Origin of the sequence: Acetobacterium sp., from assembly GCF_039830195.1 — a bacterium.
Taxonomy (GTDB): domain Bacteria; phylum Bacillota; class Clostridia; order Eubacteriales; family Eubacteriaceae; genus Acetobacterium.
Genome location: NZ_JBDODG010000041.1, coordinates 22,005 through 37,153, shown reverse-complemented (window position 1 = coordinate 37,153; position 15,149 = coordinate 22,005). Strand labels below are relative to the sequence as shown.

At 43.0% G+C, this 15,149-nt stretch carries 14 protein-coding genes; all 14 read left to right on the top strand.

The genetic code is table 11. The annotated features are described in order from the left end of the window. Positions 1-15 precede the first annotated feature (15 nt). Complete coding sequence (rimP, locus tag ABGU93_RS12870) at positions 16-507, top strand: ribosome maturation factor RimP (protein ID WP_347413844.1); 492 nt, start codon at positions 16-18, stop codon at positions 505-507. Positions 508-530: 23 nt separating this feature from the next. Next, positions 531-1,724, top strand: coding sequence for a transcription termination factor NusA (gene nusA / locus ABGU93_RS12865; protein ID WP_347413843.1), 1,194 nt, complete (start codon positions 531-533; stop codon positions 1,722-1,724). Positions 1,725-1,790: 66 nt separating this feature from the next. Continuing rightward, the gene (locus tag ABGU93_RS12860; protein ID WP_347413842.1) at positions 1,791-2,063 is read left to right on the top strand and encodes a YlxR family protein; all 273 of its coding nucleotides are present in this window, start codon (positions 1,791-1,793) and stop codon (positions 2,061-2,063) included. 24 nt (positions 2,064-2,087) lie between these two features. After that, positions 2,088-4,295 (top strand): translation initiation factor IF-2, encoded by a 2,208-nt coding sequence (gene infB, locus ABGU93_RS12855; RefSeq protein WP_347413841.1) that lies wholly within the window; start codon positions 2,088-2,090, stop codon positions 4,293-4,295. Positions 4,296-4,332: 37 nt separating this feature from the next. After that, positions 4,333-4,716: a 30S ribosome-binding factor RbfA gene (gene rbfA / locus ABGU93_RS12850; protein WP_026393164.1), complete on the top strand. Its 384-nt coding sequence runs from the start codon at positions 4,333-4,335 to the stop codon at positions 4,714-4,716. Continuing rightward, a complete protein-coding gene (locus ABGU93_RS12845; RefSeq protein WP_347413840.1) occupies positions 4,700-5,659 on the top strand; it encodes a bifunctional oligoribonuclease/PAP phosphatase NrnA in 960 nt (319 codons plus the stop codon). The genes rbfA and ABGU93_RS12845 overlap by 17 nt, the downstream gene beginning before the upstream one ends. After that, entirely contained in the window at positions 5,634-6,566 is a 933-nt protein-coding gene (truB, locus tag ABGU93_RS12840; RefSeq protein WP_347413839.1) for a tRNA pseudouridine(55) synthase TruB, read from the top strand. Before ABGU93_RS12845 ends, truB begins: the two co-directional genes overlap by 26 nt. Positions 6,567-6,574: 8 nt before the next feature. Further along, complete coding sequence (locus ABGU93_RS12835; RefSeq protein WP_347413838.1) at positions 6,575-7,483, top strand: bifunctional riboflavin kinase/FAD synthetase; 909 nt, start codon at positions 6,575-6,577, stop codon at positions 7,481-7,483. 120 nt (positions 7,484-7,603) lie between these two features. Next, entirely contained in the window at positions 7,604-7,870 is a 267-nt protein-coding gene (gene rpsO, locus ABGU93_RS12830; RefSeq protein ID WP_026393168.1) for a 30S ribosomal protein S15, read from the top strand. Positions 7,871-8,015: 145 nt separating this feature from the next. Then, on the top strand, positions 8,016-10,094 hold the full coding sequence (locus ABGU93_RS12825) for a polyribonucleotide nucleotidyltransferase (protein WP_347413907.1): 2,079 nt from the start codon (positions 8,016-8,018) through the stop codon (positions 10,092-10,094). A 2-nt stretch (positions 10,095-10,096) separates the two neighbouring features. Further along, on the top strand, positions 10,097-10,549 hold the full coding sequence (gene dut, locus ABGU93_RS12820) for a dUTP diphosphatase (RefSeq protein ID WP_347413837.1): 453 nt from the start codon (positions 10,097-10,099) through the stop codon (positions 10,547-10,549). Between the two features lie 190 nt (positions 10,550-10,739). Then, on the top strand, positions 10,740-13,211 hold the full coding sequence (locus tag ABGU93_RS12815) for a DNA translocase FtsK (RefSeq protein ID WP_347413836.1): 2,472 nt from the start codon (positions 10,740-10,742) through the stop codon (positions 13,209-13,211). Between the two features lie 6 nt (positions 13,212-13,217). Then, positions 13,218-14,597 carry a 30S ribosomal protein S12 methylthiotransferase RimO gene (rimO, locus tag ABGU93_RS12810; RefSeq protein ID WP_347413835.1) on the top strand — a complete coding sequence of 460 codons (1,380 nt, stop codon included), beginning with the start codon at positions 13,218-13,220 and terminating at the stop codon, positions 14,595-14,597. Continuing rightward, positions 14,581-15,120 (top strand): CDP-diacylglycerol--glycerol-3-phosphate 3-phosphatidyltransferase, encoded by a 540-nt coding sequence (pgsA, locus tag ABGU93_RS12805; RefSeq protein WP_347413834.1) that lies wholly within the window; start codon positions 14,581-14,583, stop codon positions 15,118-15,120. Before rimO ends, pgsA begins: the two co-directional genes overlap by 17 nt. Positions 15,121-15,149: the final 29 nt, after the last annotated feature.

Genomic DNA, 15,149 nt, shown 5'->3' with positions numbered 1-15,149 from the left:
TAAAAAGGAAAAAGTATGAAAAAAGTATCGAAAGAGTTCTTTTTAGAAGAACTGACTGCGCCAGTGGTGGAGTCGCTCGGCTATGAATTGACCGATTTGACCTTTGAAAAACAAGGAAAAGACTGGTGCCTGACCCTGTTTATCGATTCGGAAACGGGGATTTCACTGGACGATTGTGAAATCGTCAGCCGACAGATCAGTGAACTGCTTGATGAAACGGATCCCATTGAACAGAGTTATTTTTTAGAAGTCTCTTCACCTGGTATGGATCGACCACTAAAAAAAGAGAAACATTTTCTGTCAAATCTTGATAAAAAAATTGCTATCCATCTTTTCGCACCGTTGGATGGGAAAAAGGATATTGAAGGGGTATTAAAATCATATACCGCTGCAGAATTAACCCTTGAGTTGGAAACAGGTGAAATGCTGACACTGGAAAATAGTAAAATTGCAAAAGCAAATCGGTTGGATGAGTTGAATTTCAAACCTCTTCCATCAGCTGAATAAATCGGAAGGCGGAGATAACGAATATGAATCAGGAGTTTATACGCGCTCTGGATGTAATTCAAGAAGAAAAATCAATTGATAAAGAAGAATTGATTCAAGCAATTGAGGCTGCCATTACCACAGCATATAAAAAGAACTATGGTAACTCGCATAATGTCGAGATCAATATTGACCGTGAGAATGGTGATATTCAAGTATTTGCATTAAAAGAAATTGTCGAAGTACCTGAAAATGATCACAGTCAAATCTCATTGGAAAAAGCCCGGGAAGTCGATAGTAACTATGCAGTCGGCGATTTCTTCAGAAAAGAAGTCAGACCCCGGGATTTCGGGCGTATTGCCGCTCAAAATGCTAAACAATTAATCATTCAGCGGATAAAAGAAGCTGAAAGAAATATCATCTACGACGATTACCTCAAGCGACAGGATGAAGTACTAACCGGTATTATCAAACGGATCGAAAAAGGCGTTGTCTATGTTGAGGTTGGAAAACTTGAGGCGGTGATGCTGCCTTCGGAACAGACAACCGGTGAGAACTATACCCTGAATCAGCGGTTGAAAGTTTACCTGCTGATGGTTAAAAAAACAACTAAAGGACCCCAGGTTAACGTCTCGCGGACGCACCCGGGGCTGGTCAAACGCCTATTTGAATCAGAAGTGCCGGAAATTTTCGATGGCATCGTCGACATCGTCTCGATTTCCCGAGAAGCCGGTTCGCGGACCAAGGTGGCTGTTAAAGCCAATGATCCCAGCATTGATCCGGTTGGCGCCTGTGTTGGTCAAAAGGGCGTACGGGTACAGAATATTATCAATGAGCTGCAAGGCGAAAAAATCGATGTGATTAAGTGGAGTGATAATATTGAAGAATATATATCCAACGCTTTAAGTCCGGCGAAAGTTGTTGAAATCATTCCTAACAAGGATGAGAAAACAGCCATTGCTATTGTTGATGATTATCAATTATCCCTGGCAATCGGCAAAGAAGGTCAAAATGTGCGACTGGCCGCAAAATTAACCGGTTGGAAGATCGATATCAAAAGCAAAATCGATTATGTAAATCAGCACAAAATCGTTGCTGAGAATGCTAATGGGTTTTCAGATGATATTTTACTAGAACTAAAAGAAGAACTGGAATCAGCGGAAGCAATGGAGCTTTTGGATGAATCAATACCTGAAGAAGATTTAGTATTTGAAGATATTTCAGATCTTGAAAATTAAAGGTTTAATCAATAAGATAGCTTTTTATGCTATAATACTTAGATAAAACAATGTCAGGGAGGTACAATGAAAAAAATTCCACAGCGAACCTGTGTTATATGCCATTCAAAATTTGATAAACGAGACTTATTTAGGATTGTATCAGACAAATCTGGCGAAATTTTTTTTGATCCCACTGGAAAAGCAAATGGACGCGGTGCCTATGTATGCAAGTCTGATGCCTGTGTGGATCAATTCCTGAATAAAAATTACCTGGAACGAGCATTTAAAAGAAAAGTAGAAAGTGATGTTGTCGAGATTGTTCGTCAGCAACTGTCAGAGAAAAAACAAATGAAATAATAAAATATTGAAGGGAGGAATAATATGTCTAAATTAAGAGTATACGATTTTGCTAAAAAATATGATATTCCCAGCAAAGATTTCGTAGCCATTTTAAATAAGTACAATATTCCTGTAAAAAACCATATGAGCGCCCTGACTGATCAACAGATTTCAGAATTTGAAAATAAATTCGATAAAGAAAAGTATCAGGCCGATCTGGTAGCAGAAAAGAAAAAAGAAACGGTCAAAGAAACTGCAACCACTAAGCCAAGTCAAGTTGCCCCAAAACCAAGTTCAGATACAAAAAAAACAGCAAGACCACCACAAAAAAATCAACAAAATACAGGGGGCAATGTGCCGAAAAAAGCAGATGATAAAAAACGACCCGTTTCTGGCAACCAGGGTCAGCAGCCAAAGGTCAGAGATCACAGTAAAAAAGAAAAGACCGCCAGAAGTGTCTATAAACGAATCAAAGATGAAAAAAAGAAGTCTGTTCAACTAAACCAGACCTTTGAAATACCTGAGATTTTAACTGTTGGCGAATTGGCTGATGTTCTCGAAATTAGCGCTACCGAAGTTATTAAAACCCTGATGCTAGCCGGCACCATGGTGAGTATTAACCAGGAGATTGATTTCGAAACGGCGGCCATCGTTGCGTCTGAACTGGGCTTTGAAGTCGAAGCGATTAAAATTGAAGATGTTGTTTCAAAAATTTTGGAAGAATATGATGAAGAAGAAAGCGAAAACGAAATCCCTCGTCCTCCGGTTGTAACTGTCATGGGACATGTCGATCATGGTAAAACCTCACTCCTTGACCGCATTCGTAAAGCAAATGTTATTGCCGGTGAAGCAGGCGGTATCACCCAGCATATTGGTGCCTATACTGTTAATATCAAAAACCATGCGATTACAGTGATCGATACCCCGGGTCATGAAGCGTTTACTGCCATGCGTTCCCGTGGTGCGCAAATCACTGATATTGCCGTTCTGGTTGTAGCTGCCGATGATGGCGTTATGCCGCAAACCGTGGAAGCCATCAATCATGCTAAAGCGGCGGGTGTTCCGATTCTGGTGGCGATCAATAAAATTGATAAACCAGGTGCAGATCCCGAACGTGTTAAGCAGGAGTTGACTAAGTACAACCTTGTTGTTGAAGAATGGGGCGGCGAAACGATTGCCGTTAATGTCTCAGCAAAAACCGGTGAAGGGATCGAATCGCTGCTGGAAATGATCATCATGATGTCGGAGATGGAAGAGTTGACTGCTGATCCCGGCCGTGAAGCCCGCGGAAGCGTTATTGAATCACAGATAAAACGCGGTAAAGGATCAGTTGCGACCTTACTCGTTCAGCAAGGAACCTTGCATGTCGGGGATTCTATTATCTCAGGAACGACCTACGGTAAAATCCGGACCATGATTGATGATAAGGGAAAACGACTGAAGAAGGCTGGTCCATCGACTCCAGTAGAAATTTCGGGACTTTCTGATATTCCTGCGGCAGGGGACGATTTCATCGTGCTTGAAAATGAAAAAGAAGCCCGACAATTAGCGGAAAAAAGAAAAGAAATGCAAAAAGGCGAGCGTCAACGACGTTCTAATGTTTCCCTTGATGATCTGTTTAGCCAGATTCAGGATGGCAATATTCAGGATGTCAATATTATTATCAAAGCAGATGTTCAGGGCTCTATCGAAGCGATTAAACAATCCCTGGAAAAACTGGATAATGAAGCAGTTCGGATTAATATTATCCACGGAGCTGTTGGCGCCATCAATGAAACAGATGTCTTACTGGCATCTACTTCAAATGCAATCGTGATTGGTTTTAATGTCAGACCGGATAAAAATGCTGTCAAGCTGGCGGAAACCGAAGAAGTGGATATTCGCCTCTATCGGGTCATTTACGACGCCGTTGAAGATATTAAAAAAGCCATGGAAGGCATGCTGGCACCAGAATTCCGGGAAAAAGTCATGGGTAATGCTGAAATTCGGGAAGTATTTAAAATCCCCAGTATTGGTACCATCGCTGGTTGTTATATCACCGAAGGAAAAATCAACCGGAATGATGATGTCCGTATTATTCGCGATGGCATCGTAATCCTGGAAGGAAAAATTGCCTCTTTGCGCCGTTTCAAAGATGACGTCAAAGAAGTAAATACCGGCTATGAATGTGGAATCGGTATCGAAAAATACAACGATTTAAAAGTTGGCGATAACATCGAAGCATTTACCATGGAAAAAATCGAAAGATAAGCGCAAGCCTATCTTTCCGACGAAGGAGATAAACAAAATGGCATCTCATCGAAATGAAAAAATTAATGGTTTAATCCAAAGAGAATTAAGTTTAATCATTATTCACAAAATGAAAGACAGCCGTATCAAGGACAGCAATGTCAGTATTACCAGGGTCAAAGCGGCTCCGGACTTAAAGACAGCGACCGTCTATGTCAGTATTTTTGGTGATGATCATCAGAAAAAAGTGGTCCTTGAATTATTGAATAATGCCAAGAGTTTTTTAAGATCCAGCCTGGGTCAGGTCATCACGGTTCATTCAGTGCCGGCGCTGATCTTTGAAATTGACAACTCGATTGAATACGGCATGCACATCGAATCAATTTTAAAAAGTTTAAAAGACGATAAAGAATTGAAGGATCAGAATGAAGAAGATTCCTGATGAAATATTAAATTGCTTTCATAACAATCAACGGTTTTTGATTCTACTTCATCAAAAACCGGATGGCGACGCAATTGGTTCGGCAGTGGCTTTGGGCAAGGGTTTGAAACGGCTGAACAAAACCGTTGATTATTACATCGACCTGCCGCTTGAAGACAAACTAGTGTTTTTCAATGAGGTTCAGTTTTTTAATCAACGACTAAGTGATTGCTACGATGTCATTGTTTATCTGGACTGTTCCACGAGCAGTTTTGCATTTTCACCGGCTGAAATGCCAGCGGCAAAAATAAAATTAGTTCTCGATCATCATAAAAGCAATGCTTCTTATGGTGATCTTAACTTTGTGGAAATAACCGGAGCAACGGCTGAAATTGTTTTTAGAGTCCTGCGGGCCTTGGGCGTCGGAATCGATGAAGAAATGGCCGATGCCATTTTTACGGGAATCACGACCGATACCGGCAGTTTTCAATTTTCTAATGTCACCTTCGAGACCCACTATATAGCCAGCCAATTATACACCATCAAATCCGATTTTGCACATCTCTCAAAAAGACTTCACACGCAAAAGACCATCGCTCAAATGAAAATGACGGGCGAAGCAATTCATTCACTGGAAATACTCGATAGCCTCCCAATTGCTCTGATGATCCTTGATCATCAGACTATCAATAAGTTTGGTGGCGCTATTAACATCACCGATGACGTGGCTAATCTGGGTCAAAATACCACGGGCGTTGCCATCACAGCTTTTCTTAAGGAAGTTGAACCAGGTGACTATCGGGTATCTCTACGGGCCAAATATCCCTTTGACATCCATGAAATTGCCTTAAAATATGGTGGTGGCGGACACGAGCGGGCGGCGGGCTTTAATTTTTCTGGTGATATTAATGAACTTAAACGTGATTTAATGGAGGTTTATGAAAGTCAAAATGGAAAATGCTAATGGCTTAAATGGCTATCTCAATGTCTACAAAGAAAAGGGTATGACTTCCCATGATGTAGTATTTAAAGCCCGAAAAATACTGAAAACCAAGAAAATCGGTCATACCGGAACGCTGGATCCAGATGCCCAGGGCGTTCTTGTTTTATGTGTTGGCCAGGCGACAAAAATGGTTGAATATATTACGGACCATGAAAAGGTCTATGAAGCGGAAGTCATCCTCGGGCGGGAAACGGATACCTGCGATGTATCGGGGGTGGTTATCAGAGAAAGCGATCAGCGGATCGGCCGCGACGCTTTTGAAAGTATCTTGGCCCAGTTTATCGGTGATATCCAGCAGCGACCACCGATCTATTCAGCTATTCGGGTGAATGGAAAAAAACTATATCACTACGCCAGAAACGGCGAAACAGTGGAGATACCGGAACGGGACGTTCATGTTGCCGGGATCAGTCTGCTGGAATTTTGTGAAGAAACCCAAAAAGCTAAAATCATGGTAACCTGTTCTAAGGGAACCTATATTCGCTCACTGTGTCGTGATATCGGAAGTGCCCTGGGGACGTTGGGATGCATGGGAAACCTGATCCGACATCGCGTTGGCAGCTTCAGCATTGACGACGCTTTAACCCTGGCTGAGATTGATACAATCGTCACCCAGAACCCGAATACACCGCTTTTCTACCCATTGGAGTATTCGCTTGACCGTTATCCATGCGTACGGGCAACTGAGCAGGGACGCAAGTTTTTACTCAATGGAAATAAGCTGTTTCAATGGAATATCCAAGAATCACTGGAAAATTTTCAGCTGGGAGAAACCCTGCGCCTATACGATGGCGATCAACTGATTGGGATGGGCAGATATGTTCAGAACGAAGAAGGAAACTATATTAAACCGACAAAACTACTGTGAGGTGAACAATGACAACAAATACATATCACGGAGAAGAAATTGTTTTAGCACTCGGCTTTTTTGACGGGGTTCATCTGGGACACCGGGCGTTGCTCGAAGAAACTAAAAAAATCGGCCAGCGTTTAAACTGTAAAACGGGGGTTATGACCTTTAAAGAGCACCCGTTGGAATTAATCTTTCCTAATTATACGCCCTGGCTGATTACTTCCAACGCAGAAAAGGAAGCAATGATACGGGAGTATGGCGTTGATTTTGTGTTCTTGAATCCGTTCACCGAAAAGCTGATGAAATTAACCCCGGAAAAATTTATCACCGACTATCTGCTAAAAAAATATAATGCCAAAGTCGTTGTTGTCGGTTTTAATTATAATTTTGGTTATAAGGGGGCGGGGACAACCGACACATTAAAAGAACTGGGAAAGAAATATGGCTTTGAAGTTGCAATACTGCCGCCATTTATCATCAATACCCATTCCGTCAGCTCAACCTTTATTCGCGAACTGATCAGCTGCGGTCAGGTGGATGAGGTCAAGACTTTTCTGGGCCGCGATTATGCCTTAAGTGGCGTTGTTGTTCAAGGGAAGGGACTGGGTCACCAGTTTGGCATTCCCACCGCCAATATAAAACTGGATAAAAAAATAATCCTGCCGAATACCGGCGTTTACTATACCCACGTTCATTATCGGGGAAAATGTTTAAACGGACTGACGAATTTGGGATTTAACCCGACTTTTGAAAAACATCCTTTCAGTATTGAAACCTATATCTACGATTTTGACGAGGATATTTACAATCAGGAAATCACCATTGAATTCAAGAAAAAAATCAGAGATGAGATAAAATTTGATTCCATCGATGATTTAATCAGTCAAATTAAAATGGATATTGACCAGATCAGAAAAGATTTTATTGAATAATACATTTACAACGATAAATGTTTATGATATACTCATTAAGTTATTACCATTCACTTAGTTTTTTGACACTCCAACAAAATACTCGGTCTATGGCTAAATTAAAAAACAAGGAGATTTTAAATGATTAGTAAAGAATTAAAAGCACAGGTAGTCGAAGACTACAAAACACACGAAGGTGACACTGGTTCACCAGAAGTACAAATTGCCTTATTAACAGCACGAATTAATGATCTTAATGGACATCTTCAAATCCATAAAAAAGATCATCACTCACGACGCGGTCTGCTGAAACTGGTTGGACAGCGAAGACGATTATTAACTTATCTGAAAAACAAAGATATCAATCGATATCGTGAACTAATCCAAAGATTAGGCTTAAGAAAATAATTTGGGGCGGAGTATTCCGCCCTTTTTTTTTACCTGAAGGTCATCAATCAAAATGTGGCAGCTAACCCTGATGATTGCGGTCTTCAATCCAGACGGTGGACAAAAACACCACTACTGGCGAATTATAATAGAAAGCGAGAAAAGTATGAATATTTTTGAAACTCAAATTGCGGGACGTCCTTTCCGGGTGGAAATTGGCGAAGTTGCACAACTTGCAAAAGGTGCAGCGATGATCAGATATGGCAAAACAGAAATTTTAGCAGTCGCTTCAGCTTCTAAAAAGCCGCGCGAAGGCATGGATTTTTTCCCATTAAGCTGTGACTATGAAGAAAAACAATACTCAGTCGGGAAATTTCCCGGTGGTTTTATTAAGCGTGAAGGCCGACCGACTGAACGGGCGATCCTGAACTCCCGACTGATGGATCGACCGATCCGACCTCTTTTTCCTAAAGGCTTCCGAAATGACGTTCAGGTTGTTGCCACTGTGATGTCTGTCGACCAGGATAATGCTCCTGAAATTGCGGCGATGATTGGTTCATCGATTGCCCTGTCTATTTCTGACATTCCTTTCAATGGCCCCACCGGAGCTGTGGCCGTTGGTTATGTCGATGGCCAGTATGTCATCAATCCTAATGAAGCTGAGCGCGAAATCAGTGATCTGAACCTGGTTGTCTCCGGAACTAAAGATGCCATCATGATGGTGGAAGCCGGTGCCAACGAAGTATCCGAAGCGCTGATGCTGGAAGCGATCCTGCTGGCTCATGAAGAAATTAAGAAAATCGTCGCTTTCCAGGAAGAAATTATTGCGGTTGTCGGAAAAGAAAAACAGGTTTATACGCTGTTCACCCCAGCTGAAGAAATTAAAGCCGAAATTATCGCTTTCTTAGGCGATCAATTATCAACAGCTGTAAAAACTGCTGACAAACTGGAACGACTGGACAATATTGAAGCAACTAAAAACCTTGTCAGAGAACATTTTTCTGAAACATATCCCAACCAGGGCAACGAAATCGATGAAGTGCTTAATTCTTTAGTAAAAAAAGAAATTCGTCGCATGATTCTGGAAGACCGGATTCGTCCGGATAATCGCAAAATGGATGAAATCCGTCAGATTACAGCCAAAATCGACTTTTTGGAAAGACCCCATGGTTCCGGATTATTTACCCGTGGTGAAACCCAGGTCCTTTCGGTTGTAACGCTGGGTGTTCTCGGTGATGTGCAGAAACTGGATGGTTTATCAAATGAAGACTCCAAACGCTATATTCACCACTATAACTTCCCCTCTTACAGTGTCGGCGAAGCCCGACCATCACGGGGCCCCGGCCGTCGTGAAATCGGACATGGTGCTTTGGCTGAACGGGCGCTGATTCCGGTGCTGCCATCCGAAGACGTATTCCCATATGCCATTCGGGTCGTTTCGGAAGTATTAAGTTCTAATGGTTCAACCTCCCAGGCCAGCGTCTGTGGCAGCTCGCTGTCATTAATGGCTGCCGGGGTGCCTATAAAAGCGCCTGTTGCCGGTATTGCCATGGGTTTGATAAAAGAAGATGATAAGCTGGCAATTCTTTCCGATATTCAGGGCATGGAAGATTTCCTTGGTGACATGGACTTCAAGGTTGCCGGAACTGCTGATGGTATCACGGCCATCCAGATGGACATCAAAATTGATGGCATCAACAAACAGATCCTGACCGAAGCGCTGGAACAGGCCCGCATTGGCCGACTGCATATTCTTGGCATTATGAATGCAGAAATTGCCGAGTCCCGCAAAGATTTATCACCATATGCCCCACGAATCATTATTTTCCAGATCAAACCGGATAAAATCCGCGACGTCATCGGTTCTGGCGGCAAGGTCATTAACAAGATTATTGATGACACCGGAGTTAAAATTGATATCGAAGATGATGGCCGAATTTTCATTGCATCTGTGGATACCGAATCCGGTAACCGAGCCAAGGAAATTATCGAGAACATCGTCAGAGAAGTTGAAGTTGGCGAAGTATTAACCGGTAAGGTTGTCCGAATCATGAATTTTGGCGCCTTTGTCTCCCTGCCAGGCGGTAAGGATGGTTTAGTTCATATTTCTAAATTAGCCAATGAACGCGTCAATGCTGTTGAAGACGTGGTTAAAATCGGAGATGAAGTAACCGTTAAGGTTATGGAAATTGACGCACAGGGCCGTATCAATCTTTCCCGAAAAGCAATGCTACCAAAGGAATAATAATGATCAAGAATTATTCGATAAAAATACTTAACCAGTCGCAGTTTCCGTTGCCAGAATATCAGACCATTGGTTCTGCTGGCGTGGATTTGCGAGCGAATCTTGAAGCGAAAATGATCATCATGCCCCATAAGGTTTACCAGATCCCCACCGGTATTTTTTTAGAAATGCCGATTGGCGTTGAAGCCCAAATTCGCGCCCGCAGCGGATTGGCACTAAAACATGGGTTGTCCCTGGTCAACGGAGTTGGCACCATTGATGCCGATTACCGTGGCGAAATTAAGATAATTCTGATAAACTTATTGGATAAACCTTATCAGCTGGAACCGGGCGAGCGGATCGCTCAAATGGTTTTCGCTGAGTATGTCAAGGCCGATTTTGTTGAAGTGCTCAGCGCGGACGAATTGACAAGTAGCGAACGTGGCGATGGCGGCTTTGGCCATTCCGGTAAATAATCCGCTGCAGATAATTAAAAGTTAGCTAAAGTCATGAACCTTCATTGATTGCTGCACCGCTTTCCAATCTTATCTTTATAACACAATCATCAAGGTGCAGGTTTACCTGCACCTTTTATCATATCTTTTATTAATAGATCATAAGTAATCAGTTAATATAAATTCGATTAATGTAAATTCGAGGAGCATAATGGCAACAACTAAAAACACCACAAAAAAACCAAATCAGAACAAATCAAATAAACGTAAAGCTAAAAAGAAACCTGCCCCCAAAACGGCAAAGCGATTTTCGATCAGTAATATGGCCATCGGGATCTTCTTAATTATTTTGGGAATCTTTTCGATTTATGCCTATATCGACTTTAATGCCGGGATGGTGGGTAATTTTGTCAGTCTGGCCTTCAGCTATTGTTTCGGTGCACTCACTATTTTTATGTCACTTTACATTGTTGCCCTTGGGGTAGTGCTGTGTCTGAATAAAATTGAGGATTGGGCGACAACATTTGCGTTAGTCTTTTTATTGTTTGTCAACATGATGATTGGCTTTACTGTTAATGCCCCAAATCTGATGGACTATAGCATCCCCGAGCTGTTCAGTTTAGCCCAGTACGGCCAATATGGCGGTATTATCGGGATCCTGCTGGCAGTGCTGTTTATTAAGCTATTTGCTGTCAAAGGCACGCTGCTGCTGGTGATGGTAAGTTCGGCAATTATTTTAATTTTTATTTTCAGAAACCGGCTTAAAAAATATCTGAACCAAATCAAAGAAAAAAACGAAAACGCACCGCAACTTAAAGATCGCCTGAAAGATCGGATTGACGTGATCCGGGACAAACAGCGGATCAAACAAGAAGTTAAAGCGACTAAGGAACGCACCTCGGAAACCACATTGATCCCGGTGGTTGGCGATTATGATGACAATGCACCATTGTTTGAACCCTATCAGATCAATGAGTCGAATCAACCCCATCAGGGTTCTGACAAACCTTTATTTGAACCGGTAACGGGGGTCATCCCGCCGGCAAAAAAGAAAACCAAACAGGATCCCTTTGGTTTTATCGAAGAAGATGCAGATGAACCGGAAACGCCCATGAAGATTCATGAAAATTTCCTGAAGCCGCCCAATTTCGACGATTTCGGATCCCCTAAAAAGGATGCTAATAAAGAGCTAAATAAAGCCATAAAGGCTGATGATGAAACAAAGGTTTTAGACTTATCAGCCGTCAGTTTAGAAACAGCAGTGGCAGAATATAGTTTTCCTTCCTTAGATCTTTTAAACCCGCCGGCCATTAAAAAGAAATCTAAAAAAGATGATGTCATTAAAAAAGCGAAGATCATCGAGGAGACCTTGAAGAATTTTGGAGTCAAAGCTAAAATCGTCGAGGTCAATGTTGGGCCCAGCATTACCCGTTTTGAATTACAGCTTGATCCGGGGGTCAAGGTCAATAAATTTGTTAATCTGTCCAGCGATTTAGCCCTCAGTCTGGCCACCTCCGATATCCGCATAGAAGCGCCGATTCCCGGGAAAGCGGCGGTTGGTATTGAAGTACCGAACGATATTTCGGAAATTGTCGGACTCCGGGAAATTATTGAAACGCCACAATTTATTAACAGCAAGAGTCCCTTGACCTTCGCCCTGGGTAAAACCCTTTCAGGCGAAAATGTCATTGGCGACATCGGCAAAATGCCCCATGTGCTGATTGCCGGGTCGACCGGATCCGGTAAAAGTGTCTGCATCAACAGCATCATTGTCAGTCTGATCTTTAAGTCATCGCCGGAAGAATTACGGTTTATTATGATCGATCCCAAAATGGTGGAACTGAATCAGTACAACGCCATTCCACATCTACTGATTCCGGTGGTGACGGACCCTAAAAAGGCCGCATACGCCCTCAACTGGGGTTTAAAAGAAATGACTGATCGTTATATGCTCTTCAAAGAAGCCGGGGTACGGGATATTGAGGGGTACAACGAACAGATGATCAAAGCGGGCACAAAGAAACTGCCGCGGATTGTGATTGTCATCGATGAGTTGGCCGACCTGATGATCACCTCACCAAAAGAATGTGAGAACGCCATCTGCCGGATCGCCCAACTGGCCAGAGCCTGCGGGATCCATCTGATCATCGCCACCCAACGACCTTCGGTGGATGTTATCACCGGTTTGATCAAAGCCAATATTCCCTCGCGGATTGCCTTTGCGGTGGCATCAAACACCGATTCCCGGACAATTCTTGATACCGGCGGGGCTGAAAAACTGCTTGGAAAAGGGGATATGCTGTACTATCCGGTTGGACAATCGAAACCGACTCGGGTACAATGTACCTATGTATCCGATGCGGAGATCAATGCGGTTATTGATGCCGTCAAGATAAAAAAGGGGATGCAGTATGATGCTTCGATCGAAGAAGCCATTTCCCAGGAACCTGAGGAAAAAACACAAAGTCGGGTAGGGGACGTCCTGCTGGAAGATGCCCTCAATATCGCCTTTGAATACAATCAGCTATCAACCTCGATGCTCCAGCGGAAATTGCAGGTTGGTTACGCCCGGGCCGGTCGAATTATTGATGATCTTGAGGAACGGGGCATTATTTCCGGTCCCAACGGCAGCAAACCCCGGCAAATTCTAATTACAGAAGATGAATTTAAGAAAAGAGAGTAGGTAAATATGAAGACACTTCACATGACGACTTTGGGATGTGATAAAAATACCATTGACTCAGAAATGATGCTGGGTTTAATTGAAGAAAAAAATTATGATATTATCGACGATCCCCAAGCGGCCGAAATTATTATTGTCAATACCTGTTGTTTTATCCAATCGGCAAAAGAGCAATCGATCGATTACATCCTGGAATACGTTGAGTATAAAAATTCGGGATCATGTCAACTGCTGATTGTTGCCGGCTGCATGGCCGAGCGATACCATCAGGAGTTGGCGGCAGAAATACCCGAAGTCGACGGATTTTTAGGGGTTGGTCATTTCGACAATATTCTCGATTTAATCACTGCTCTGGAAACCAAGTCTGATTCGGATCAGCCGGATCAGATCGGTGACGATGAAAAAAGGAATGAGCAGCAGTTTTTCGGCGACATTGATAAAGCCATCATCGAAGCCCGGCGCTATATCCCGGCCGGTACGGTGTCGACCTTTGTCCGCATCAGTGAGGGTTGCGACCACGGCTGTACCTATTGCGTGATCCCCAAGATCAGGGGTAAATACCGTAGCCGCCACAGCCAGGAGATTTTTAATGAACTGCGCGTCCTTCAGCAAAAAGGGATCAAAGAAATTGTTCTGATCGGACAGGACATCGCACCCTATGGCAGCGATCTGGATGAAGGTTTAGACCTGCCCGCGCTGCTGGAAAAAATTGCCACGGAGTTTGATTTCACCTGGATCCGGATGATGTATCTTTACCCGGAAGGTATCACCGATAAATTGCTGGCCGTTGTCAAACGATATCCGGCGATCTGCCAATACTTCGACATTCCGCTGCAGCATCTGAATGACACGGTTTTAAAACGGATGGGCCGAAAGATGAGTTTTGCGCAAATCAGCGATCTGATTCACAAGATCCGTACGAATCTGCCGGACGCAGTGCTGCGAACCTCAATCATCACCGGGTTTCCGGGTGAGACCGCGGAGCAGCATAGTGACTTGATTAAAAAAATTAAAATGTTGCCTTTTGATCATTTAGGGGTATTTAAATATTCACAGGAAGAAAACACCCCGGCCGCTGAATTTGACAATCAAATTTCCGAAGACGAAAAAGAAAAGCGCTACAATGAAATTATGATCACCCAGCAAACTATTTCGTATACCAATAAACAGCGTTTTATCGGCAAAACCCTGACAGTGCTGATCGAAGGCGTTGAAGAAGAGTCATACTTTGGCCGTTTTTATGGTGATGCCCCAGAAATCGATGGAACTGTTTTTGTCGATAGCTACGATACCCCCTTAACAATCGGAAATTTTTATTCCGTTAAAATAGTCAATGCCTTAGAATATGATTTGATAGGAGATATTGAAAATGAATTTACCAAATAAGATTACCGTTGTCAGAATGGTCATGATTCCTTTCTTCATTGCAGCGCTACTGATCGATTTTCCCTACCATCAGCCTCTTGCCGCCGCCTTGTTTATTATCGCCTCGTTAACCGACAGTCTCGATGGTTATCTGGCACGAAGCCGCAACCTGGTTACTGATTTTGGAAAGTTCATGGATCCCCTGGCGGATAAATTGCTGGTATGTTCGGCACTGATCTGTTTTGTCCAGTTAGGCTCGGTTCCGGCCTGGATGGTTATTATTATCATTGCCCGGGAATTTGCCATCACCGGCTTGCGTTCATTGGCCGCTGCCGATGGGATTATCATTGCCGCCAGTAAATGGGGGAAAGCAAAAACGATTTCCCAAATGATTGCCATCATCCTGATTTTATTTGGCAACTGGCCATTCTCACTGATCAATATCCCGGCGGCGACGATTATGATGTATGTTGCCACCATTCTGACCCTATATTCCGGAATTGACTATCTGATCCTGAACAAAAAAGTATTCCGTTCAATGTAAGGGTAACCTGCAATTATTAGATGTACGTA